The sequence below is a fragment of the Bacillus sp. AM1(2019) genome (assembly GCF_009906915.1).
In the GTDB taxonomy this organism is placed as follows: domain Bacteria; phylum Bacillota; class Bacilli; order Bacillales; family Bacillaceae; genus Bacillus; species Bacillus velezensis.
Window position 1 is genome coordinate 814,794 of sequence record NZ_CP047644.1, and the last position, 19,777, is coordinate 834,570.

General features: G+C 48.8%; 21 protein-coding genes. 12 read left to right on the top strand and 9 right to left on the bottom strand.

All coding sequences use genetic code 11. From position 1 onward, the window contains the following. The first annotated feature begins 145 nt into the window (after positions 1-145). The 7 genes from GNE05_RS21390 (at position 146) to nosA (ending at position 9,662) form a co-directional block, all read left to right on the top strand. Positions 146-2,668: an exosporium glycoprotein BclB-related protein gene (locus GNE05_RS21390; RefSeq protein WP_160182476.1), complete on the top strand. Its 2,523-nt coding sequence runs from the start codon at positions 146-148 to the stop codon at positions 2,666-2,668. A gap of 182 nt (positions 2,669-2,850) precedes the next feature. Further along, the gene (locus GNE05_RS04190; RefSeq protein WP_160182477.1) at positions 2,851-4,455 is read left to right on the top strand and encodes a sensor histidine kinase; all 1,605 of its coding nucleotides are present in this window, start codon (positions 2,851-2,853) and stop codon (positions 4,453-4,455) included. Continuing rightward, entirely contained in the window at positions 4,452-5,132 is a 681-nt protein-coding gene (locus GNE05_RS04195) for a response regulator (protein ID WP_159353890.1), read from the top strand. The genes GNE05_RS04190 and GNE05_RS04195 overlap by 4 nt, the downstream gene beginning before the upstream one ends. 12 nt (positions 5,133-5,144) lie before the next feature. Further along, positions 5,145-6,110, top strand: coding sequence for a tripartite tricarboxylate transporter substrate binding protein (locus tag GNE05_RS04200; protein WP_160182478.1), 966 nt, complete (start codon positions 5,145-5,147; stop codon positions 6,108-6,110). A gap of 192 nt (positions 6,111-6,302) precedes the next feature. Next, complete coding sequence (locus GNE05_RS04205; RefSeq protein WP_115941319.1) at positions 6,303-7,601, top strand: Mg(2+)/citrate complex secondary transporter CitM; 1,299 nt, start codon at positions 6,303-6,305, stop codon at positions 7,599-7,601. A gap of 51 nt (positions 7,602-7,652) precedes the next feature. Beyond that, positions 7,653-8,447 (top strand): MBL fold metallo-hydrolase, encoded by a 795-nt coding sequence (locus GNE05_RS04210; RefSeq protein ID WP_039062768.1) that lies wholly within the window; start codon positions 7,653-7,655, stop codon positions 8,445-8,447. 123 nt (positions 8,448-8,570) lie between these two features. After that, positions 8,571-9,662, top strand: coding sequence for a nitric oxide synthase (gene nosA, locus GNE05_RS04215; RefSeq protein ID WP_012117063.1), 1,092 nt, complete (start codon positions 8,571-8,573; stop codon positions 9,660-9,662). Here nosA and GNE05_RS04220 read toward each other — a convergent pair. Next, entirely contained in the window at positions 9,656-9,928 is a 273-nt protein-coding gene (locus tag GNE05_RS04220; protein ID WP_012117064.1) for an acylphosphatase, read from the bottom strand. The genes nosA and GNE05_RS04220 overlap by 7 nt on opposite strands. Before the next feature lie 67 nt (positions 9,929-9,995). On the opposite strand from GNE05_RS04220, the gene GNE05_RS04225 reads away from it, so the two are divergent. After that, on the top strand, positions 9,996-10,655 hold the full coding sequence (locus tag GNE05_RS04225) for an MOSC domain-containing protein (RefSeq protein WP_015239385.1): 660 nt from the start codon (positions 9,996-9,998) through the stop codon (positions 10,653-10,655). 39 nt (positions 10,656-10,694) lie between these two features. Here the strand turns inward: GNE05_RS04225 and GNE05_RS04230 are convergent, their stop codons facing one another. The 4 genes from GNE05_RS04230 to map form a co-directional block, all read right to left on the bottom strand. Further along, positions 10,695-10,829, bottom strand: coding sequence for a YflJ family protein (locus GNE05_RS04230; RefSeq protein ID WP_003155609.1), 135 nt, complete (start codon positions 10,827-10,829; stop codon positions 10,695-10,697). A 178-nt stretch (positions 10,830-11,007) separates the two neighbouring features. Next, the gene (locus GNE05_RS04235) at positions 11,008-11,163 is read right to left on the bottom strand and encodes a hypothetical protein (protein WP_003155608.1); all 156 of its coding nucleotides are present in this window, start codon (positions 11,161-11,163) and stop codon (positions 11,008-11,010) included. Between the two features lie 82 nt (positions 11,164-11,245). Further along, positions 11,246-11,557, bottom strand: a complete 312-nt coding sequence (locus GNE05_RS04240; protein WP_160182479.1) for a DUF3243 domain-containing protein — start codon at positions 11,555-11,557, stop codon at positions 11,246-11,248. Between the two features lie 56 nt (positions 11,558-11,613). Continuing rightward, positions 11,614-12,363: a type I methionyl aminopeptidase gene (gene map / locus GNE05_RS04245; protein ID WP_007408490.1), complete on the bottom strand. Its 750-nt coding sequence runs from the start codon at positions 12,361-12,363 to the stop codon at positions 11,614-11,616. A gap of 164 nt (positions 12,364-12,527) precedes the next feature. On the opposite strand from map, the gene nagE reads away from it, so the two are divergent. After that, positions 12,528-13,910, top strand: a complete 1,383-nt coding sequence (gene nagE, locus GNE05_RS04250) for an N-acetylglucosamine-specific PTS transporter subunit IIBC (protein WP_015239387.1) — start codon at positions 12,528-12,530, stop codon at positions 13,908-13,910. 126 nt (positions 13,911-14,036) lie between these two features. Beyond that, positions 14,037-14,480: a YfmQ family protein gene (locus tag GNE05_RS04255; RefSeq protein WP_007408492.1), complete on the top strand. Its 444-nt coding sequence runs from the start codon at positions 14,037-14,039 to the stop codon at positions 14,478-14,480. Positions 14,481-14,520: 40 nt separating this feature from the next. On the opposite strand, the gene GNE05_RS04260 is transcribed toward GNE05_RS04255, so the two are convergent. Continuing rightward, positions 14,521-16,458 carry a lipoteichoic acid synthase gene (locus tag GNE05_RS04260; protein ID WP_020955498.1) on the bottom strand — a complete coding sequence of 646 codons (1,938 nt, stop codon included), beginning with the start codon at positions 16,456-16,458 and terminating at the stop codon, positions 14,521-14,523. A gap of 245 nt (positions 16,459-16,703) precedes the next feature. Between GNE05_RS04260 and GNE05_RS04265 the strand changes: the two genes are divergently transcribed. After that, positions 16,704-17,081, top strand: coding sequence for a DnaJ family domain-containing protein (locus GNE05_RS04265; RefSeq protein ID WP_007610033.1), 378 nt, complete (start codon positions 16,704-16,706; stop codon positions 17,079-17,081). A 9-nt stretch (positions 17,082-17,090) separates the two neighbouring features. On the opposite strand, the gene GNE05_RS04270 is transcribed toward GNE05_RS04265, so the two are convergent. The 3 genes from GNE05_RS04270 to GNE05_RS04280 are packed head-to-tail and all read right to left on the bottom strand — an operon-like array spanning position 17,091 to position 18,055. Next, positions 17,091-17,522, bottom strand: coding sequence for an Hsp20/alpha crystallin family protein (locus GNE05_RS04270; protein WP_003155596.1), 432 nt, complete (start codon positions 17,520-17,522; stop codon positions 17,091-17,093). A gap of 15 nt (positions 17,523-17,537) precedes the next feature. Beyond that, positions 17,538-17,780 (bottom strand): spore germination protein, encoded by a 243-nt coding sequence (locus GNE05_RS04275; protein ID WP_003155595.1) that lies wholly within the window; start codon positions 17,778-17,780, stop codon positions 17,538-17,540. 14 nt (positions 17,781-17,794) lie between these two features. After that, positions 17,795-18,055, bottom strand: coding sequence for a spore germination protein (locus GNE05_RS04280; protein WP_014417185.1), 261 nt, complete (start codon positions 18,053-18,055; stop codon positions 17,795-17,797). Positions 18,056-18,325: 270 nt separating this feature from the next. Between GNE05_RS04280 and treP the strand changes: the two genes are divergently transcribed. Beyond that, positions 18,326-19,741 (top strand): PTS system trehalose-specific EIIBC component, encoded by a 1,416-nt coding sequence (treP, locus tag GNE05_RS04285; RefSeq protein WP_160182480.1) that lies wholly within the window; start codon positions 18,326-18,328, stop codon positions 19,739-19,741. Positions 19,742-19,777 lie beyond the last annotated feature (36 nt).

Below are 19,777 nucleotides of genomic sequence, written 5' to 3' on the forward strand. Positions count from 1 at the left end.
CTGACTTATGCACAGTTAGGTCTTTTTTCTGTAAAAGCTGTGCATGATGTAGCCTTAAAGACCATTCGAAAATTTGCCCAATAGAAGTGGGATTTTGCCACACCTTTTTTTCTTGTGGAAATATTATGCGAATAGAGGTGGTGTAATGAGAAAAGGAGATACTTGGTATAACAGATACGACTCTTGGGATTGCGACTGCCGGAATTGCAATGATTGTTGCTGTCATTTTCAACATAAAAGAAGAAATCAAAGGCGCAGTTATCAAAATCGGGCACATTGCTGTGAAGGATTCTGTTGCGAAAACTCTTGCTGTCATGAAAGATGGTGTCCATGCTGTCATCCAAATCATTTTCATGTAAGAGGATTCACCGGAGCAACGGGGTGCACCGGAGCAACGGGGCTGACCGGCGCAACAGGGCTGACTGGAGCAACAGGGCTGACGGGCGCAACAGGGCTGACTGGAGCAACGGGATTCACTGGAGCAACGGGATTCACTGGAGTAACGGGGGTTACTGGAGCAACGGGCTCGACTGGGAATACCGGAGCGACTGGGGTAACCGGCGTCACTGGAGATCCCGGCGCGACTGGAGCCACCGGGGTAACGGGAGCAACGGGATTAACCGGAGCAACGGGAGTAACAGGCTCGAATGGAATAACCGGCGCCACCGGAGTAACCGGAGCAACCGGGATAACCGGAGATACTGGAGCGACAGGAATAACGGGAGCCGCTGGAGTAACAGGCTCGACCGGAGTAACAGGTGCTACCGGTGTAACCGGGGATACTGGAGTAACAGGAGCAACCGGGCTCACCGGTGCTACCGGTGTAACCGGGGATACTGGAGTAACAGGAGCAACCGGGCTCACCGGCGCAACCGGAGTAACCGGCGCAACTGGGATAACGGGAACCACCGGAGTAACCGGAGCGACCGGAGATACTGGAGCAACCGGGGCAACAGGAGCAACCGGGCTCACCGGCTCGACCGGAGTAACCGGCGCAACTGGGATAACGGGAGCCACGGGAGTAACGGGATCAACTGGGATAACGGGAGCCACCGGAGTAACCGGATCAACTGGGATAACGGGAGCAACAGGAGTAACGGGAGCAACCGGGCTCACCGGCGCCACCGGGGCAACAGGAGCAACCGGGGTAACAGGAGTAACCGGAGTAACCGGCGCAACTGGAATAACGGGAGCCATCGGAGTAACGGGAACAACCGGAGTAACCGGAGCAACCGGGGCAACAGGAGCCACCGGGGTAACGGGAGTAACGGGAGTAACCGGCGCAACTGGAGCGACCGGGGCAACAGGAGTAACCGGAGATACTGGCGCAACAGGAGTAACCGGAGCGACCGGGGCAACAGGAGTAACCGGAGCAACTGGGGTAACCGGAGCAACAGGAGTAACCGGGGTAACCGGAGCCACCGGGGTAACGGGAGTAACCGGAGCTACTGGATCGACCGGAATAACGGGAGCAACGGGAGTAACCGGCGCCACCGGAGCAACCGGGGTAACAGGAGTAACCGGAGTAACCGGAGCGACCGGAGAAACCGGCGCAACTGGGATAACGGGAGCAACAGGAGTAACGGGAGCAACCGGGCTCACCGGCTCGACCGGAGTAACCGGCGCAACTGGGATAACGGGAGCCACCGGGGTAACGGGAGTAACCGGAGATACTGGCGCAACAGGAGTAACCGGATCAACCGGGCTCACCGGGGTAACGGGAGTAACCGGCGCAACTGGGATAACGGGAGCCACGGGATCAACTGGGATAACGGGAGCCACGGGATCAACTGGGATAACGGGAGCCACCGGAGTAACCGGATCAACTGGGATAACGGGAGCAACAGGAGTAACGGGAGCAACCGGGATCACCGGCGCCACCGGGGTAACAGGAGTAACCGGAGTAACCGGGGTAACGGGAGTAACGGGAGTAACCGGCGCAACCGGAGCAACCGGAGCGACCGGAGTAACAGGTGCTACCGGTGTAACCGGGGATACTGGAGTAACAGGAGCCACCGGGCTCACCGGCGCAACAGGAGCAACCGGGCTCACCGGCGCCACTGGAGTAACCGGATCGACCGGAGTAACGGGAGTAACCGGGGATACCGGAGCGACAGGAATAACAGGAGCAACCGGGCTCACCGGAGCAGGCGCGATCATTCCCTATGCTTCAGGTCTTCCCACTGCCGTGACGACCATTGCCGGCGGATTAATCGGAACGGTGAGCCTTGTCGGCTTCGGCAATTCTGTAACGGGCGTCAATGTCGGAGGGGGAGGTGCAATTGATCTTACCGGGGCTGGAGGAACTCTGCTGAACTTTGCTTTTTCTGCTCCGAGAAGCGGAACCATTACATCAATTGCCGCCTATTTCAGTACAACCGCAGCATTGTCGCTTGTCGGCTCGACTGTTACGATAACCGCACAATTATACAGTTCCACAGTGCCGAACAATACGTTCACGCCGATCCCCGGAGCATCCGTCACTTTAGCTCCTCCCCTCACCGGCATATTGTCAATCGGCAGCATCAGCAACGGAATCACGACAGGGCTGAACATTGCGGTAACTCCTCAAACCCGGCTGTTAATGGTATTCTCCGCCACTGCGACAGGCCTTTCGCTTATTAATACAGTGGCGGGATATGCAAGCGCGGGAGTTACGATTTCCTGATAGATTGCAGACTGACTTCGGTCGGTCTTTTTTGTGTGTTATATAAACTATGTAAAAGTAAATATATACCTATCATACCTTTTTGGTAAGCCGCAAGAGAACAAGATCACGAAAATTCTCAAAAATGAGAAACAAAGATTTAAAAAGTGGTATGATTTTAGGAGGAAAGGACGGCTGGTGCTGTGTTGGAAGCGAAGCGGTTTTATGTCTCTCTGCAAATGAAAATCGCCGGATTAATTGCGGCTTTATTAATACTTGTCATCGGAACGCTCACAGTTATATTTGCCTTTCAGCAATTAAAGGAAGGCCAGAAGCAGGCTGAACAGCTGGCGGTGCAAACGGCAAAAACCATTTCATACATGCCTCCTGTAAAAGAGGCGTTCCGGCTTGCGGATCAAGAGGCTTTTACAAAGTTAGATGTCATTGAACAAATGAAAGAACAGGCAGGCGCGCACGCCGTCTACATCACTGATCAAAAAGGGCATGTTGCATTTCATTCGGCCCGAAGCAGTATTCCGAAAGAAAATCAAAATCTGCAAAATAAAACCGTCATGTTCGGCGGGTCACCGGTTTCCGACGGAATGAAGGCTGTCCGGGGGAGCGCCCCGGTTATTTTGGAGGAAAAAAATCATAACGAAGTCGTCGGAACGGTGACAGTCGAGTTTTTACAAGATGAGATAGAAAAAGATATGAAAGCGCATCTGCGGCATTTAGGCTATTTTGCATGTTTGGTGTTTCTTATCGGCATCGGGGGAGCGGCGGCACTCGCAAAAAGCATCCGTAAAGATACACTCGGCCTTGAACCGCATGAAATTGCAGCGCTGTACAGGGAGCGCAATGCGATGCTCCTTGCGATTAAAGAAGGGATTATCGCCGTAAACAAAGAAGGCGTGGTAACCATGATGAATTTATCTGCGGCTGGTATGCTGAATCTTCCGGAACCGATGATCGGAAGGCATATAAAAGAAATCATGCCGGGCGCAAATCTCATGCCGGTTTTGGCAGGGGGAGAATTACCGCCGAACGTGGAGGTGCGTGCCGGAGATAAAGTATTTATCTTAAACGTGAAAGAAATGAAGCAGACCGGACAAGTATACGGAGCGGTGATCAGCTTCCGGGAGAAAACAGAGCTCAAGAAACTGATTAACAAGCTGACTGAAATGAAAAAATACTCGGAGGATCTTCGGGCGCAAACGCATGAATTCTCGAATAAGCTTTACGCGATCCTCGGTCTGTTAGAGCTGGGAGAATATAATGAAGCCATTGAACTGATAAAAGAAGAGTACGCCATCCAGAATGAACAGCACGAAATCCTCTTTCAAAACATTCATTCACAGCGGGTTCAGGCCATACTATTAGGAAAAATGGGAAAGGCGTCTGAGAAGAAAGTGAAGCTTTCAATAGATGAAAACAGCTTTTTAGAATCGCTGCCGGAGCATGTGGGTTCATCCCAGCTCATTACGATCATCGGAAATCTTATTGATAACGCTTTCGAAGCCGTCGCCGAAAAAGAGAAAAAAGAGGTCGCCTTTTTTATGACCGATATCGGCAGGGATATCGTCATCGAAGTGGCGGATTCAGGAGACGGCGTGCCTCAGGAAAAAACAGAAACCATATTTGAAAAGGGCTACTCTTCAAAGGGGACGAGGAGAGGATACGGCTTAGCCAATCTGAAAGAAGCTGTCAGTGAATTGCAGGGATCGATAGAGATTTCGCAGCAAAAGAGCGGCGGTGCCGTATTTACGGTGTTTATACCGAAAGAAACGCCAAAGGGGGAATCGGTGTGATTAACATCGCGATTGCAGAGGACGACTTTCGAATAGCGCAAATTCACGAAAAATTTATCGAACATCTTGATGGATTCAATGTCATCGGCAAAGCAATCAATGCCAAAGACACCATATCGCTGCTTGAGAAACGGCAGCCTGATCTGCTGCTTTTGGATATTTATATGCCGGATGAGCTGGGAACAGATCTGCTTCCCCTTATCCGCGGCCGTTTTCCTTCCGTTGATATCATCATTATTACGGCTTCTGCCGAAACAAGACTGCTGCAGGAAGCGCTCAAATCAGGCGTTTCCCACTATGTCATAAAGCCGGTGTCGGCACATAAATTTACAGAAGTGCTTTTGCAGTACCGTGAAAAAAGAGAATGGCTGCACTCACAGCCGGAGCTGAGCCAGTCCGTTATCGACATGTTTTTCGGAAGCGGTCAGAAAGAACAAAAACAGCTCAATGATCTGCCGACCGGGATTAATTCGATTACACTTCAAAAAATCAAAAACGCGCTCAGGGCAGCCCAAAAAGGGATGACGGCTGAAGAACTGGGCGAAAAAATGGGCGCCTCCAGAACAACGGCGCGGCGCTACGCCGAGTTTCTCGTTTCTCGGGAAGAAGCGCTCGCTGAATTAGAGTACGGCATTATCGGCAGGCCGGAACGGAAATATTATTTAGCACATGAATAAGGGATGGGAGAAATGAAGCGGTTGGGAGTGCTTCTTGTCATGCTGGCGGCGCTGGTTTCTTTTGACGGACGGCAGATGATGGCGGGCATCCGTTCAGCCGAAGGGCCGGTTGAAATTGTCGTCCCGGCGGCGCCTCAAGGGGGCTGGGACGTAACGGCAAAAGCTTTGCAATCGGTAATAGAGCGGAAGCGAATATTAGGCCGGCCCGTAAAGATCGTCTATAAACCCGGCGGAGGCGGAGACAGCGGCTGGAAATATGTAAACGAACGAAAAACGGATGTCATCAGTATGAATTCAAGCCTGCTGTTAAGCAATGAAATTTTGGGACAAAGCCGGCTGAAGGCAGCTGATTTTACGCCTTTGGCCATTATCGCAAAAGAGTGGCAGACCGTCGCTCTTCCGAAGGATTCAAAGATAAAAAGCGGAAAGCGGCTGCTCGGCGATATTAAAGCACATCCGGGCGGCATAAAAATCGGATTTGCGCCCGGCCTCGGAAATGATGACCAGCTCTCCTTTGCGAGAGCGGCAGAAATGGCCGAAATTTCTCCGTTTGATATCCGCTTTTTTCAATACGGGAGCAGCAATGAAGTCATTGAAGCTCTTATCAGCCACGAGATAGACGCCGCCTCAATGACCATTTCAGAAGCGAGAGACGCCTATCGGAAAGGGAAAATCACATTGGCGGCCGTTACGTCGGACAAAAGGCTCTCCGGCTTCAGCGATGTGCCGACATGGAAAGAGCAGGGGGTGCCGTTTGTCTTTGCGCACTGGAGAGGCATCATGGGGCCGAAAGACATGACCGAAGGCGAGATCGCCTATTGGGATCAGGCTTTGAAACAGATTACCTCATCCGCGGAGTGGAAGCAAATGTTGAAAAAACGGGATTGGGAGAGCTTTTATAAAAACAGCAGCGGCGCAAAACGCTTTTTAGAAGAGCAGACCGAGTTTTATAAAGAGATGATGAGCAGCGAAAAATAAGCCTTCCGCATATTTGCGGGAGGCTTTTTATTTATAAATGAACAAAATGAACGAAAAGGTTATAAAAAATTAAAAATCTTTAAAATCCAAAATATTTACTTCAATATCCAATTCTCATAAGATAGCAAAAAGGCGGATAAAGGGGATCGGGCCTTTAAAATGTAAGCGTATTCATAATAAGGGGGACATACTGTGTTAGCAATCTTAGGCTTTCTTATGATGCTTGTTTTTATGGTGCTGATTATGACAAAACGGCTTTCAGTGTTAACGGCGCTCGTATTAACGCCGATCGTGTTTGCGCTGTTTGCCGGGTTTTCTTTTAACCGGGTCGGCGAGATGATGATTTCCGGGATTGAACAGGTGGCGCCGATTGCAGTCATGATTATGTTTGCGATTCTTTATTTCGGCATTATGATTGATACCGGTTTATTTGATCCGATGGTGTCGCGTATTTTAAAGCTGGTTAAAGGCGACCCGCTCAAAATTGTAGTCGGAACAGCCGTTTTGACCATGCTTGTCGCACTGGACGGAGACGGCTCGACGACGTATATGATTACGACAAGCGCAATGCTGCCTTTGTATATCATGCTCGGAATCCGTCCGATTATTTTAGCGGGAATCGCCGGTGTCGGCATGGGTATCATGAACACGATACCATGGGGCGGCGCGACGCCGCGTGCGGCGAGTGCGCTCGGCGTTGACCCGGCAGAGCTGACGGGGCCGATGCTGCCTGTCATTGCCAGCGGAATGGTGTGTATGATTGTGGTCGCTTATGTACTCGGAAGGATGGAAAGGAAACGGCTCGGGGTGATCGAATTAAAGCAGCCGTCCCATACAAATGAAACAGCTGCGGCTGCGGAAGATGAATGGAAGCGGCCGAAACTGTGGTGGTTCAATTTACTGTTAACGCTTTCTTTAGTGGGATTTTTAGTGTCAGGAAAAGTGAATTTAACCGTGCTGTTCATCATTGCGTTTTGTATCGCGCTGATTGTCAACTATCCGAAGCTTAACGATCAAAGGGAGCGTATTTCAGCCCATTCGAGCAATGTGCTTGCGATCGGTTCGATGATTTTTGCCGCAGGCGTGTTTACCGGAATTTTAACGGGAACGAAGATGGTTGATGAGATGGCCATTTCCCTCGTATCGCTTATTCCGGAACAGATGGGGGGATTTATTCCGGCGATTGTTGCCTTAACGAGCGGTATCTTTACGTTTCTGATGCCCAATGACGCCTATTTTTACGGCGTGCTGCCCATTTTATCCGAGACCGCCGTGGCGTACGGTGTAGATAAGGTGGAAATCGCCCGCGCTTCGATCATCGGCCAGCCGATTCATATGTTAAGCCCGCTCGTGCCGTCGACGCATTTATTAGTCGGGCTTGCCGGGGTCACCATTGATGAACACCAGAAGTTTGCGATGAAATGGGCGGTTCTTGCCGTTATCGTCATGACGGCCTTTGCGCTCATCATCGGCGCAATCACGATTTTTTAACATAAAACACCCGGTTCGTCGCACACTAAAGGCATCAGAGGAGGTGCCATGATGAGTGATCCGTTTATGCCGCTTTTTTCAGTGAGAAGCGGAGCCGGTTTTAAAGCGGCGGACGGCGTTTACGGACTGACCGTGCAGATTGCGAATGTTTACTTTATCGAAAATCCCTCAGCTCCGCGGGAAATCATTCTGGTTGACGCGGGAATGCCGCAATCGGCGGAGATGATAACAGAAGAAATGAAACGCCGATTCAAAGAGGGGTATCAGCTGAAGGCGGTCATTTTGACACACGGTCATTTTGATCATGTCGGTGCGATTGAAGAGCTGCTTGAGCTTTGGGATGTGCCGGTTTACATTCATGAAAAGGAGCTCCCGTACGTCACGGGGAAAGCGGATTATCCGCCTGCCAGGCCCGATGCGAAAAAAGGGCTTGTCGCAAAGCTGTCACCGCTGTTTCCGCGCCATTCGATCCGCATTCCGTCCGTTCAGGCACTGCCTTCAGACGGTACCGTTCCGTTTCTTGAAGAATGGAAATGGGTGCATACGCCCGGTCACACCCCCGGCCATATTTCATTATTCCGGGATAAAGACCGCGTTCTGCTTGCCGGTGATGCCGTGATCACTGTTGAACAGGAATCGCTTGCGGACGTTGTCATTCAAAAGCAAGAGCTTCACGGGCCGCCCGCTTATTTTACAGCGGATACGCAGACGGCGGCTGCATCCGTTCAGAAACTGGCCGAACTGGAGCCGGAAGCGCTTTTGACGGGTCACGGAATTCCGATGACGGGAAAAAACTACCGTGAGGATTTGCTTACACTGGCTGAAAAACTGCATTCCGTTTTGTAAAACACCTGCGAACATCACAGGTGTTTTTTCTTTGCAGTTTCCAGTATGATACAAAAAAACCATTGTGTTCACTCCTAAAAACGATACAATGGGAAACAGATGTAAATTGAAGGAGAGAGTTTTTTGAAACATACGGAAATACTTTGGGATGAGGCGAAGGATTTTATTGATGTCTGCTATCAGGAACTCGGAATGGAATCGCAAATCAACGCGCGTCTGCACGCGATAAAAGATGAGATAGATCGGACGGGAAGTTACGTCCATACGGCGGAAGAGCTTGAACACGGGGCGAAAATGGCGTGGCGCAACAGCAACCGCTGTATCGGGCGTCTGTTCTGGCAATCGCTGAACGTCATTGACCGGCGCGGTGTGAACACGAAAGAAGAGGTGCGCGACGCATTATTTGAACATATTGAAATCGCCACGAACGGCGGAAAAATTAAACCGACGATTACGATATTCCCCCCTGAGAAGAATGGGGAGAAGCAAGTGGAAATCTGGAATCACCAGCTCATCCGCTATGCGGGATATGAGACTGAAAAAGGAAGAGTCGGTGATCCGGCATCATATGAGCTGACGGCTGTCTGCGAAAAACTCGGCTGGCGCGGGAAGCGGACCGATTTTGATATTCTGCCGCTGCTTTTCCGGATGAAAGGGGACGGGCAGCCGGTCTGGTATGACCTGCCTCAGACGCTCGTGAAAGAAGTGCCGATCACCCATCCGGATATTGAAGAGTTTGCCGATTTAAATCTCAGATGGTACGGGGTTCCGATTATCGCCGATATGAGGCTTGAAATCGGCGGGCTGTCGTACAACGCGGCGCCTTTTAACGGATGGTATATGGGAACCGAAATCGGCGCAAGGAACCTTGCTGACGAAAAACGGTATGATATGCTCAAAAAAGCCGCTGCGGTCATGGGGATTTCCGCCAGCCTGAATACCGACCTGTGGAAAGATCAGGTGCTGGTGGAACTGAATAAGGCAGTGCTCTATTCATACAAAAAACACGGTGTCAGCATTGTCGATCACCATACGGCGGCGAATCAATTTAAACGCTTTGAAGAACAGGAACAAGACGCGGGCAGAAAGCTGACGGGCGACTGGACCTGGCTGATTCCGCCGATCTCGCCGGCTTCCACCCACATTTTCCATAAATCATATGACAATACGATTGTGAAGCCGAATTATTATTATCAGGACAAGCCTTATCAGTAACTGATGGAAAAAGTGCGGTACCCTTTCAGACGGTGTGATTCTTCGATGGTTACGCCTGTGACATTTGAGAAGGGGCTGCCTTTTCTGACTGCTTCGGCAAATTGTTTTAACGACTCTTCAGGACCTTCGGCAAGGATTTCCACCCGGCCGTCATCACGGTTTTTTACCCAGCCGGCTACCTTATGTCTGTCGGCTTCCATCTGGACGAAGTAGCGAAAACCTACGCCCTGAACCCGGCCGTCTGCAATCATATGATATTGAAGCATGGAAAAACCACCTTTTTCTTACTATGATAAAGGAAAGATATGAGATTTCGCAAAGGATGTGAACGAGGTGACGCAAGACTATTCTGTCTTATCTATCAATCTCGGAAAGCCCGCAATTCATGAATTTGCCGGCAGACAAATCAATTCCGGCATCATAAAGCGGCCCGCAGATTCTCCCGTCATGCTGTATAAAACCCATTTTGACGGGGACGGGCAAGCCGACTTGAAGCATCACGGAGGCCCCGATAAAGCGGTGTGCGTGTATCCCGCCGAGCATTATTCATATTGGGAAACAACGCTCGCAAGAAAACTTCCCGCCGCCGCGTTCGGGGAGAATGTAACGGTCAAAGGACTTGCCGAACAAGACGTGTGGATCGGAGACGTCTTTCAGCTGGGGGAAGCCGTCGTTCAAGTAAGCCAGCCGCGCCAGCCCTGCGTCAAACTCGCGCTCAAATATGGCATCAAAGATATGGTGCTCCGTGTACAGCAGACGGGATTTACCGGCTTTTATTTCAGGGTGCTTGAAGAAGGATATGTCGATCCGCGTCCCGTCCTCAAGCGTCTGTCGAGAGGAAAAGAAAGCATTTCCGTCTGGTATGCGAATGAAGTGAAATATCGTGATTCCGGCAATCTGTCAGCGATTGAAGAAATACTGCGGGAAGAAGCGCTGTCAGAAAGCTGGAGGGAGTCCTTCCTTAAAAAAAGAGACAGGCTCACTAATGTATAGAAAAAAGCCGTGCTGCACTGACAGCACGGCTGATTTACGTTATGCTTGTTTTTTTGTTTCCAGCAGATTGGCAAGGAAGTACTTTTTGAAGCTTTGAAGCTTTCTTCCTTCATAGTGGGTAATTCCTTTTTTCTTTAACTCTTCTACATACCAGCCTTTACTGCCATAATGCATGTCAGAAAACTCCTTTCTCCGTTCTCCCGCTGGGGAGGTTTCTTCAGTTTTTGCCAAACTTTTGGCATTGTAACATCTATAAAAAGACGCTGAAAAGGGATAACGCAAAAACTGAGACTTTCGATTCAGAGATGTAAAGCTTTCTTACATATATATGTAAAGGGCGGTCTTTTCATGCTTAATGGCCGGTTAATTTTAACAGCACCGTTCCGAGTGTCATGATTCCGAAAACGACGCCGAAATAAATCAGCATCCCCTTCTTTTTCTTCACTCCGTAAACGGTGAGAATGATGCTTTCAATAAAGAAAATAAACCCGAAGATAATAAACCACATGTTGAAAAATGGCTCCTTTCACAGACATATGTCCAGTGTAGCACAACTCTTATAACGGAGCATAAAAAAGCCGGGCACTGTATCAGTGTCCGGCAAGTTTGACGAGAAGCTGGGCCAAATGCTGTTTTTCATTGTCATCCGCAATGTCCCACATTTCTTGTAAGAGTTTTTCTTCCGCATTGCAGGGCTCCTCGTGTTTGGCGAGATAGTCCCCGAGGATGGCGGCGCTTTTGATGATTTTGCTGTCATCCAGACCCAGTTTTTTTCCGGCGGAAATTTTCTGATGAAGGTACGCCTTAAATTCCTCGAAATCCTCTAAAATCTGCTGTTTCGTTACGCCGTGCATGGCGTGTATTTCGTTTTCGATTTTGATTTTTTCTTTATCTTTTTTCATGCGTCTCCCTCCTTCGGGTTAGTTGTTGTATACCTGTTTGGAAGGGAGATGAAACATTACAATGCAGTTAAAATAATCGGTTTATCTTTTGTGATCACGATGGTGTGTTCCACTTGGGCGACAAGGCTTTTATCCGGCGTTTTAAACGTCCAGCCGTCTCCCGCTTCAACAATCGTTTCCGCTTTCGTGGAAATAAACGGCTCAAGCGCGATCACGGTTCCGTTTTTAAACAGCGCGTTATCAAACGGATCATAGTAATTCATGATGTGGTTCGGCGCTTCATGGAGGTTTCTGCCGATTCCGTGGCCCGTCAGCGTTTTAATAACGGTAAATCCGTTGGAGCGGGCTTCATGATAGACGGCTCTGCCGATCTGGTTTTGGCGTTTGCCGGCTTTTGCCTGATCCAATCCTTTCTGAAATGCGGATGCTGCGCAGTTACAAAGCTTTTGCAGACGTTCATCGCCTTCTCCGAGTACAAATGAAATTCCCGTATCGGAATAAAAACCGCCGAACTCCGCCGAAATATCGATATTTACAAGATCTCCGGCTTTTAAGATTTTAGAGGCGCTCGGAATGCCGTGAGCGACTTCGTCATTTACGCTGATGCATGTCACGCCCGGGAAATCGTATTCCTTCTCCGGAGCGGAAGCGGCTCCGTGCTCGTCAAGCACAGCCTTTCCGATCAGGTCAAGATCTTTCGTGCTCATGCCGGGCTCGGCTTTTTTCTTCATTTCTTCACGCGCCAGCGCGACGATTCTGCCGATTTTTTTAAGGCCTTCTAATTCTTGATCGTTCGTTACAATCATTGTCATTCCCGCTTTCTATTTTTAATCATCTGATTCAAGCTTACCACAACTGGTTTATAAATAGAAAACCAACAAGCCTTATGTGAATAAATGAAGGAAAATTGGTATAGATCACTAGATAACTTATGTGGTATATTTAAGAAAAAAGAAGGGGGATGGGTAAAATGCTTCAATTTTTGCAAAAACTCGGAAAATCATTTATGCTTCCGATTGCCGTTCTGCCCGCCGTTGGTATTATTTTGGCCATCGGCAGAGAGGACTTATTAAATATTCCGTTCATTTACGCGGCGGGGACCGCGGTATTTGATCATCTGCCGCTGATTTTCGCGATCGGAATCGCGATCGGGATTTCGAAAGACAGCAACGGGGCCGCCGCTCTGTCGGGAGCAATTTCTTATATCATGCTGGACGCGGCTGTAAAATCAATCAATTCGACAAATAATATGGCCGTTTTCGGAGGGATTATCGCGGGGTTAATTGCGGGATACACGTATAATCGCTTTAAGGATACGAAGCTGCCCGAATATCTCGGGTTTTTCAGCGGGCGCAGGCTCGTTCCGATTGTAACGGCGCTGATTACCATTATTTTGGCGGGGATCTTCGGATTTGTGTGGCCGCCGATTCAGTCGGTGATTACGTCTTTCGGGGAATGGATGATCGGGCTTGGCGGAATCGGCGCCGGGATTTACGGGATTTTTAACCGGCTTTTGATTCCATTCGGTCTTCATCATGTGCTGAATAATATTTTTTGGTTCCAGTTTGGCGATTTTCACGGAAAAACGGGAGATCTGGCCCGCTTCTTTGCGAAGGATCCGACGGCGGGAACTTATATGACGGGATTCTTCCCGATTATGATGTTCGGGCTTCCGGCCGCATGTCTGGCAATGATTGCCGCGGCTAAGCCAAGTAAGCGCAAAGCGACGGCCGGAATGATGATCGGTCTCGCGCTGACGGCATTTATTACCGGAATTACAGAGCCGATTGAATTTGCATTTATGTTTTTATCACCGCTTTTGTACGGGGTTCATGCTATATTAACCGGGTTCTCTTTATTTATCGTGAATGTTCTCGGAATCAGGTCAGGTTTTTCATTCTCGGCGGGGGCGATCGATTATCTACTCAGCTACGGCATTGCCGAAAAACCGCTTTTGCTGCTCGTTGTCGGGCTTTGTTATGCAGTGATCTATTTTGTCGTATTCTATATGCTCATCAAAACGTTAAACTTGAAAACGCCGGGACGGGAAGATGATGAGGAAGAGGAAGAAGTGCTTAGTGAAGATACGGCCGGTTCCGTCGAAGAACATGCCATGCTCAAGGGGCTCGGCGGCAGGCAAAACCTCGAAACGATTGATCACTGTGCGACCCGCCTCAGGCTGACCGTGCAGGATACGTCTCTCATTAATGAGGCGGCGCTTAAAAAAGCGGGAGCAAAAGGGGTTATCAAAACGGGGAATAAAACGGCACAGGTCATTATCGGGCCGAACGTCGAATTTGTCGCGGAAGAGCTGAGAGAAGCCGTCCGCCGTGACGACCAGAAGCAGACTTGAAAAATCCGGATCACCTAGGTGATCCGGATTTTTTTTGAACATATATCAAGTTTCACATAATGTACAAAAAACAACGTTTTCTTCTATGTTAAGATTCATGTAGAACAAGTATGGAGATGATGTAAGGTGACATGGATTGCAGTTGTTTCAATTGTTGTCATAAGCCTGATTAAGATTGTGCTGACATGCCTTCCTACCGGAGCGGTGGAATGGATCCTCCGCAAGTTTGAAACCCATTCAAAGCTCAGTGACGCGTCCGCTGCCGTTTCCCTCGGCGGAAAACGTCTGGAAGGCGAAGACAAACGCCGGGTGATTGATGATTTTAACGAAGCCGTGTTTATCGAACGGCATTATATATACCCAGGGGATGAAGAGCGTTATCTTCATCCGCAAAACGGAGCCGATCCGCTTGTCATTAAGACGAGAAAAGGAAAAAAAGATGTGACGGTGTTTGTATACAGCTACGAAGACCATGTAGATGTCGTCAAACAGCAGAAAAAGAAAGTCGTCGCTTATTCAGTTCTTTCCGACAGCCTGCAAAAGCGCTCTATGGCCGCCGCCGGGAGCTGAACATAAAAAAGCCAGATCATTGATATGATCTGGCTTTTGTTTATTCTTTTTGATCATCTGCTGAGGAATCTTCACGCTTCGTATAATCGAATTGTGAAGGATCCACTTTCTTAAAGCCTTTCGGCTGATAGAAACGAAGCAGATCGCCGTTGATGATCTTATCAGACATTTCAAGCTCAGTCTTGACGAGAGAGTCTTCTTTTTTGTCGACTTCTGAATCATCTAAAAGTCTTCCGGTTTTCGTATCGTAATACTTGCCGGACACTTTCGTATAGTTCGGCGAGATGAAGTCTCCGTTACGGAACGGAATGACTTCTCTGTGCTCTTTCGATAAGATATCTGAACCTGACATGAGATAATCTTTCGTATCGACGCCGAGCAGATGAAGAACGGTCGGCGCGACATCGACTTCACCGGCAAATTTGTGATTGCGGCCGCCTTTCACGCCGGGAGCGTGGATAAAGAGCGGCACCCGCTGAAGCTGGGCATTGTCGTATTCAGTGATCTCATCTTTGCCGAGCACTTTCGCCATCGCTTTATTATGGTTTTCGGAGATGCCGTAGTGGTCTCCGTACATCACGATAATCGACTTATCGTACAGGCCGTCTTTTTTCAGGTCATGAAAGAACTGTTCAATTGATTCATCCAGATAGTTCGCGGACTGGAAGTAATTATTGACGACTGAATCGCCAAAGTCTCCCGCCGGGAAGTCCGTGTCTTCTTTATCCATTCCGAACGGGAAGTGGTTGGACAGCGTAATGAACTTCGTATAGAACGGCTGCGGCAGGCTCTTTAAGAGCGGCATGGATTCTTTGAAATACGGTTTATCTTTCATGCCGTAGTTTTTCGTGTTTTCTTCGCTCATGTCATAATAAGCGGAATCGAAAAACTTATCGATGCCTTCCGCTTTGTACATTTCGTTACGGTTCCAGAAAGTCTGCGTATTTCCGTGGAAAGCGGCAGACGTGTACTTTTTGCCTTTTAAGATCGCAGGAACGGACTGCAGCGTGTTTTGCGCTTTATTGACGAAAACCGAACCTTGCGAAAGCGGGTACAGAGAGTTCTCCATCATAAATTCCGCATCAGATGTTTTACCTTGTCCCGTTTGGTGGAAAAAGTTATCAAAGTAGAATGTTTGATTATCGTGCGCCAGTTTGTTTAAAAACGGCGTCACTTCCTTGCCGTTAATTTTATAGTCAATGATAAAGGATTGCAGAGACTCTAATGAGACGTAGATGACGTTTTTTCCTTCGGCTTTTCCGAAGTAGACGTTGTTCGGCACGTCATAGTTGGCCTTCATATAGTTTTCCACATCCGTTACATCGCTTGAATCGGCAAGCGCGCGCTGGCTGTTTGATTTCACATTCTGCACGGCATCGTAAATCGTAAAGTTGTACGTGCCCAAGTATTTCACCAGATAGTTTCGGTCAAATGAGCGTGTCAAAAGCTCAGGACGGTCGGATTCCGCGACGGCGAGGTTGATCAGGAACATAAGCACGGCGGAAGCCAAAACGATTCTGAATGATTTCTTCGCCGGTTTTTCAGCCGGTTTTTTCATCTTAAGGGCCAAAATAATCAAAATGACGGTATCCAGGAAGTAGAAGGCGTCTGTCCATCTCATTAACGAGAACGCGCTGTCTCCGAGCTGGCCGCCGTTTGTCTTTGCCTGCATCATGACCGGGATGGTAATGAAATCATTAAAGAATCTGTAATAGACGATGTTTGCAAAAAGCAAAAAAGACAATAAAAAATGAATCACAATAATGGCTGTCTGCTGTAATTTTTTCTTGAAAAGAAGCCCAAATCCAAGAAAGAACAAGCTGGAGCTCAGCGGATTCACAAAAAGCAATATTTTCTGGATCGTGTTGTCTATGCCGAGGTTAAAGTTTAAAATATAAGCGACATATGTTTTCACCCACAATAACACGACCGCTATCAAGAAGAAGGCAAGTCCTCTTTCTTTTATAAATGTTTTCATTGTTACACTCCTTTTTTCCGATCACGGTTTACACGGAACGATAGAAAAAACGAACGTAATCAATATACCATGAAACCAGCAAATAGAAAAGGTGGAAAAGGCTCATCGGAAAAAGGGCGAAAAACGCTGTCGCAACGGGGGTTGATCTGTTGAATGACAGCTTTAATACATATAAATGGCACAAACTGGGATTTGTGTTTCCGTATGATCATACCCGGTTCTATTGAAAAAAGAGGTGAACAGTGATGGATATTGCCCATATCGTGGCTGAAGATAAAATCAAGCGCGCCATTAAGGATGGAGAGTTCGCCGGCATCAAAGGAATGGGAAAGCCCCTGCCGAAAGACGATGCCGCACATCTTCCGGAGTCGCTCAGAATGGGCTACCGCATATTAAAAAACGCCGGGATCGCCGAGGATGAGGGCGCGCTGAAGAAAGAGCTGATGACGCTCGATTATTTGATCGCCAAGTGCCGCAATGAACAGGAGCGGGATCACTTGCGGAACAAACGGACGGAAAAACAAGTCAGACTCGACAAACTGACGGAGGAGAAAGCCATGTTCTCAAAACCCGCATCTTCTCATTATAAGGAGAAAGTGTACAGACGGCTGGGCCGCCCGTAAGCCGGCTCTTTAGATTTTTTTCTGAAAAGGAATGTGCTCCATAAGGCGCGGGTAGGAAATGTGGAGCAGGCCGTTTACGCACTGCGCCTGTAACAGGTGGGGCTCAGCCGGTTCAGGAAGCTCAATCGTCTCATCGATTTCCCCGTAATACCGGTTTTGGCAGACGCCCATGTTCTTTGGAAAAAGGGGTGTGATGTTTCCTCTGATATGCAGCCGTGTTCTTGACAGCAGCCTCAATGTCAATTCTTCTTCGTAAACGCCGGGCATTTCCACAATGACGAATGTGTGCTGTTCATCCTGATAAATATCATAAGTCAGGGTGTTTTTTTGTAAGGAGAAAAAATCTTCGGGAGATTTCCGTTTCAGGACATTGGTCCAAAAGTCGCTGGGCTTGTGCTCGTTCGTAATCTCAAGCCACTTTCTCATTTTTTCGATATCCACTTCGGCAGAACCTCCCTATATTTGATTTGCGATCGGCATTGACGGGTTGGCGATCTGATCCTGGTCGCTCACGTCAGGGTCAAGATGGCCCGAATTCAAACATCCGGCGGCCGGCGAAAAATCCCCTAAAGAAAAGTTCGCGCCGACAAATTTGCTGTTGGCGGTGTGGCTGTTTTGTACGGTCTGACCGATATCGACGTTTCCGTTTTGCGTTGCTCCGTTTACTTTTATATTGACGACGTTAATTTGGTAAGGCATTCATAAAAACCCCTTTAATCTATAGTCGGCGGTACCGGCATAACATTTGCGGTATCTGCGGTTCCGATTTCTGTCTGGTCGTTGACATCAGGATCATTTAACAAGTTCTCCATCATCGATTCTATAGGTGACGTATCGCCGAATGAAGAGTTCAGTCCTTGTGATTTGTTATTTGTGGTGGGACTGTTGTATGCCGCTTCCCCAATCGTAATAGATCCGTTGCCAGAAATACTGTTAATCTTCAAATAGTACAGGTTGATAACAGTGGATGGCATCTCTTCACACCTCTTTAACTTAGTTGTACAGTACTGTATGCTTTTTGTGCTCCTGTTGTGAATTCCGCCCGGACATGTTCCCGATAAAACAAGAAGTCAAGGCCCGGTTCCGGCGGGGCTTTTTTTGTTTCAGGGTCTTTCGCAGTATATTTGTGATGAAAGCGCTATAAAAATAGATTGACGACATGTATATACATCATTACAATAGAGTCATAAACATGTATATACAAGTTTGTAAGACAAAATGAAAACGGTTACGGAGGGGTTGGCATGGGTGAGTTTAACCGGGCTGCGCGGCAGATCGCTGAAGCTGTCGGCGGAATCGAAAATATTGAGGCGGCGACTCATTGTGTGACGCGTTTGCGGTTTGCATTAATAGATGAAACCAAAGTAAACCAAAAAATGCTTGATGCAATAGACATTGTCAAAGGATCTTTTGCGGTAAACGGGCAGTTTCAAGTCGTGATCGGGCAGGGGACGGTCAACAAAGTATATGCGGAATTAGTGAAGGAAACGGGGATGGGCGAAGCGTCCAAGGATGACGTGAAGAAGGCGGCGGCGCAAAAAATGAATCCTTTACAGCGTGCTGTGAAAACGCTTGCGGACATCTTTATTCCGATCTTGCCGGCGATCGTCACGGCCGGGCTTTTAATGGGTCTGAACAATATATTAACGGCGGAAGGCATTTTCTACAGCGCCAAATCGATTGTCCAAGTGTATCCGCAATGGGCGGATCTCGCCAATATGATTAATCTGATCGCGGGGACGGCCTTCGCTTTTCTGCCGGCTTTAATCGGCTGGTCGGCAGTGAAGCGGTTCGGAGGAAGCCCGCTCTTGGGTATCGTGCTAGGGCTGATGCTGGTGCATCCTGATCTGTTAAACGCATGGGGCTACGGGGCCGCCGAGCAGAGCGGCGATATTCCGGTGTGGAACCTGTTCGGCCTTGAGGTGCAGAAAGTCGGGTATCAAGGTCAGGTGCTCCCAATTCTGCTGGCATCTTATTTACTTGCCAGGCTTGAGCTCTTTTTGACGAAACGGACGCCGGAGGGCATTCAGCTGTTGGTCGTCGCGCCGGTGACGCTTTTGGTCATCGGTGTTCTATCCTTTGTCATCATCGGTCCGATCACCTTTGCGATCGGTAACGCGCTGACGGCGGGATTGATTGCCGTTTTCGGCCAATTCTCCGCCATCGGAGGCCTGCTGTACGGAGGGCTGTATTCGGCGCTTGTGATCACGGGGATGCATCATACGTTTCTCGCGGTCGATCTTCAATTAATCGGATCAAAGCTCGGCGGCACATTTTTATGGCCGATGCTCGCATTGTCAAATATCGCTCAAGGATCGGCGGCTTTGGCCATGATGCTGATTACAAAAGATAAAAAACAGCGGGGGCTTTCACTGACGGCCGGCATTTCCGCATATTTGGGCATTACCGAGCCGGCGATTTTCGGAGTGAATCTGCGTTACAAATTTCCGTTTGTGATCGCCATGATCAGCTCGGGAATCGCGGGGATGTTCATTTCCGTCAAAGGCGTTCTCGCAAGCTCGGTCGGAGTCGGCGGCGTGCCGGGGATCTTCTCCATTATGAGTCAGTACTGGGGTCCGTTTGCGATCGGAATGCTGATCGTGCTGATTCTCCCGTTTGCGGGAACATACGGGTATGCGCGGCTGAAACGGCAAAAATAGAAAACCTGCGGGGCGCCTTCTATCAGGCTGTCCCTT

Bases quoted from the DNA above. Each gene is read 5' to 3' on its own strand.
- GNE05_RS21390 (WP_160182476.1), top strand. From the start codon at position 146: ATGAGAAAAGGAGATACTTGGTATAACAGATACGACTCTTGGGATTGC.
- GNE05_RS04200 (WP_160182478.1), top strand. From the start codon at position 5,145: ATGAAGCGGTTGGGAGTGCTTCTTGTCATGCTGGCGGCGCTGGTTTCT.
- GNE05_RS04210 (WP_039062768.1), top strand. From the start codon at position 7,653: ATGAGTGATCCGTTTATGCCGCTTTTTTCAGTGAGAAGCGGAGCCGGT.
- GNE05_RS04220 (WP_012117064.1), bottom strand. From the start codon at position 9,928: ATGCTTCAATATCATATGATTGCAGACGGCCGGGTTCAGGGCGTAGGT.
- GNE05_RS04230 (WP_003155609.1), bottom strand. From the start codon at position 10,829: ATGCATTATGGCAGTAAAGGCTGGTATGTAGAAGAGTTAAAGAAAAAA.
- GNE05_RS04235 (WP_003155608.1), bottom strand. From the start codon at position 11,163: ATGTGGTTTATTATCTTCGGGTTTATTTTCTTTATTGAAAGCATCATT.
- GNE05_RS04240 (WP_160182479.1), bottom strand. From the start codon at position 11,557: ATGAAAAAAGATAAAGAAAAAATCAAAATCGAAAACGAAATACACGCC.
- map (WP_007408490.1), bottom strand. From the start codon at position 12,363: ATGATTGTAACGAACGATCAAGAATTAGAAGGCCTTAAAAAAATCGGC.
- nagE (WP_015239387.1), top strand. From the start codon at position 12,528: ATGCTTCAATTTTTGCAAAAACTCGGAAAATCATTTATGCTTCCGATT.
- GNE05_RS04260 (WP_020955498.1), bottom strand. From the start codon at position 16,458: ATGAAAACATTTATAAAAGAAAGAGGACTTGCCTTCTTCTTGATAGCG.
- GNE05_RS04265 (WP_007610033.1), top strand. From the start codon at position 16,704: ATGGATATTGCCCATATCGTGGCTGAAGATAAAATCAAGCGCGCCATT.
- GNE05_RS04275 (WP_003155595.1), bottom strand. From the start codon at position 17,780: ATGCCTTACCAAATTAACGTCGTCAATATAAAAGTAAACGGAGCAACG.
- GNE05_RS04280 (WP_014417185.1), bottom strand. From the start codon at position 18,055: ATGCCATCCACTGTTATCAACCTGTACTATTTGAAGATTAACAGTATT.
- treP (WP_160182480.1), top strand. From the start codon at position 18,326: ATGGGTGAGTTTAACCGGGCTGCGCGGCAGATCGCTGAAGCTGTCGGC.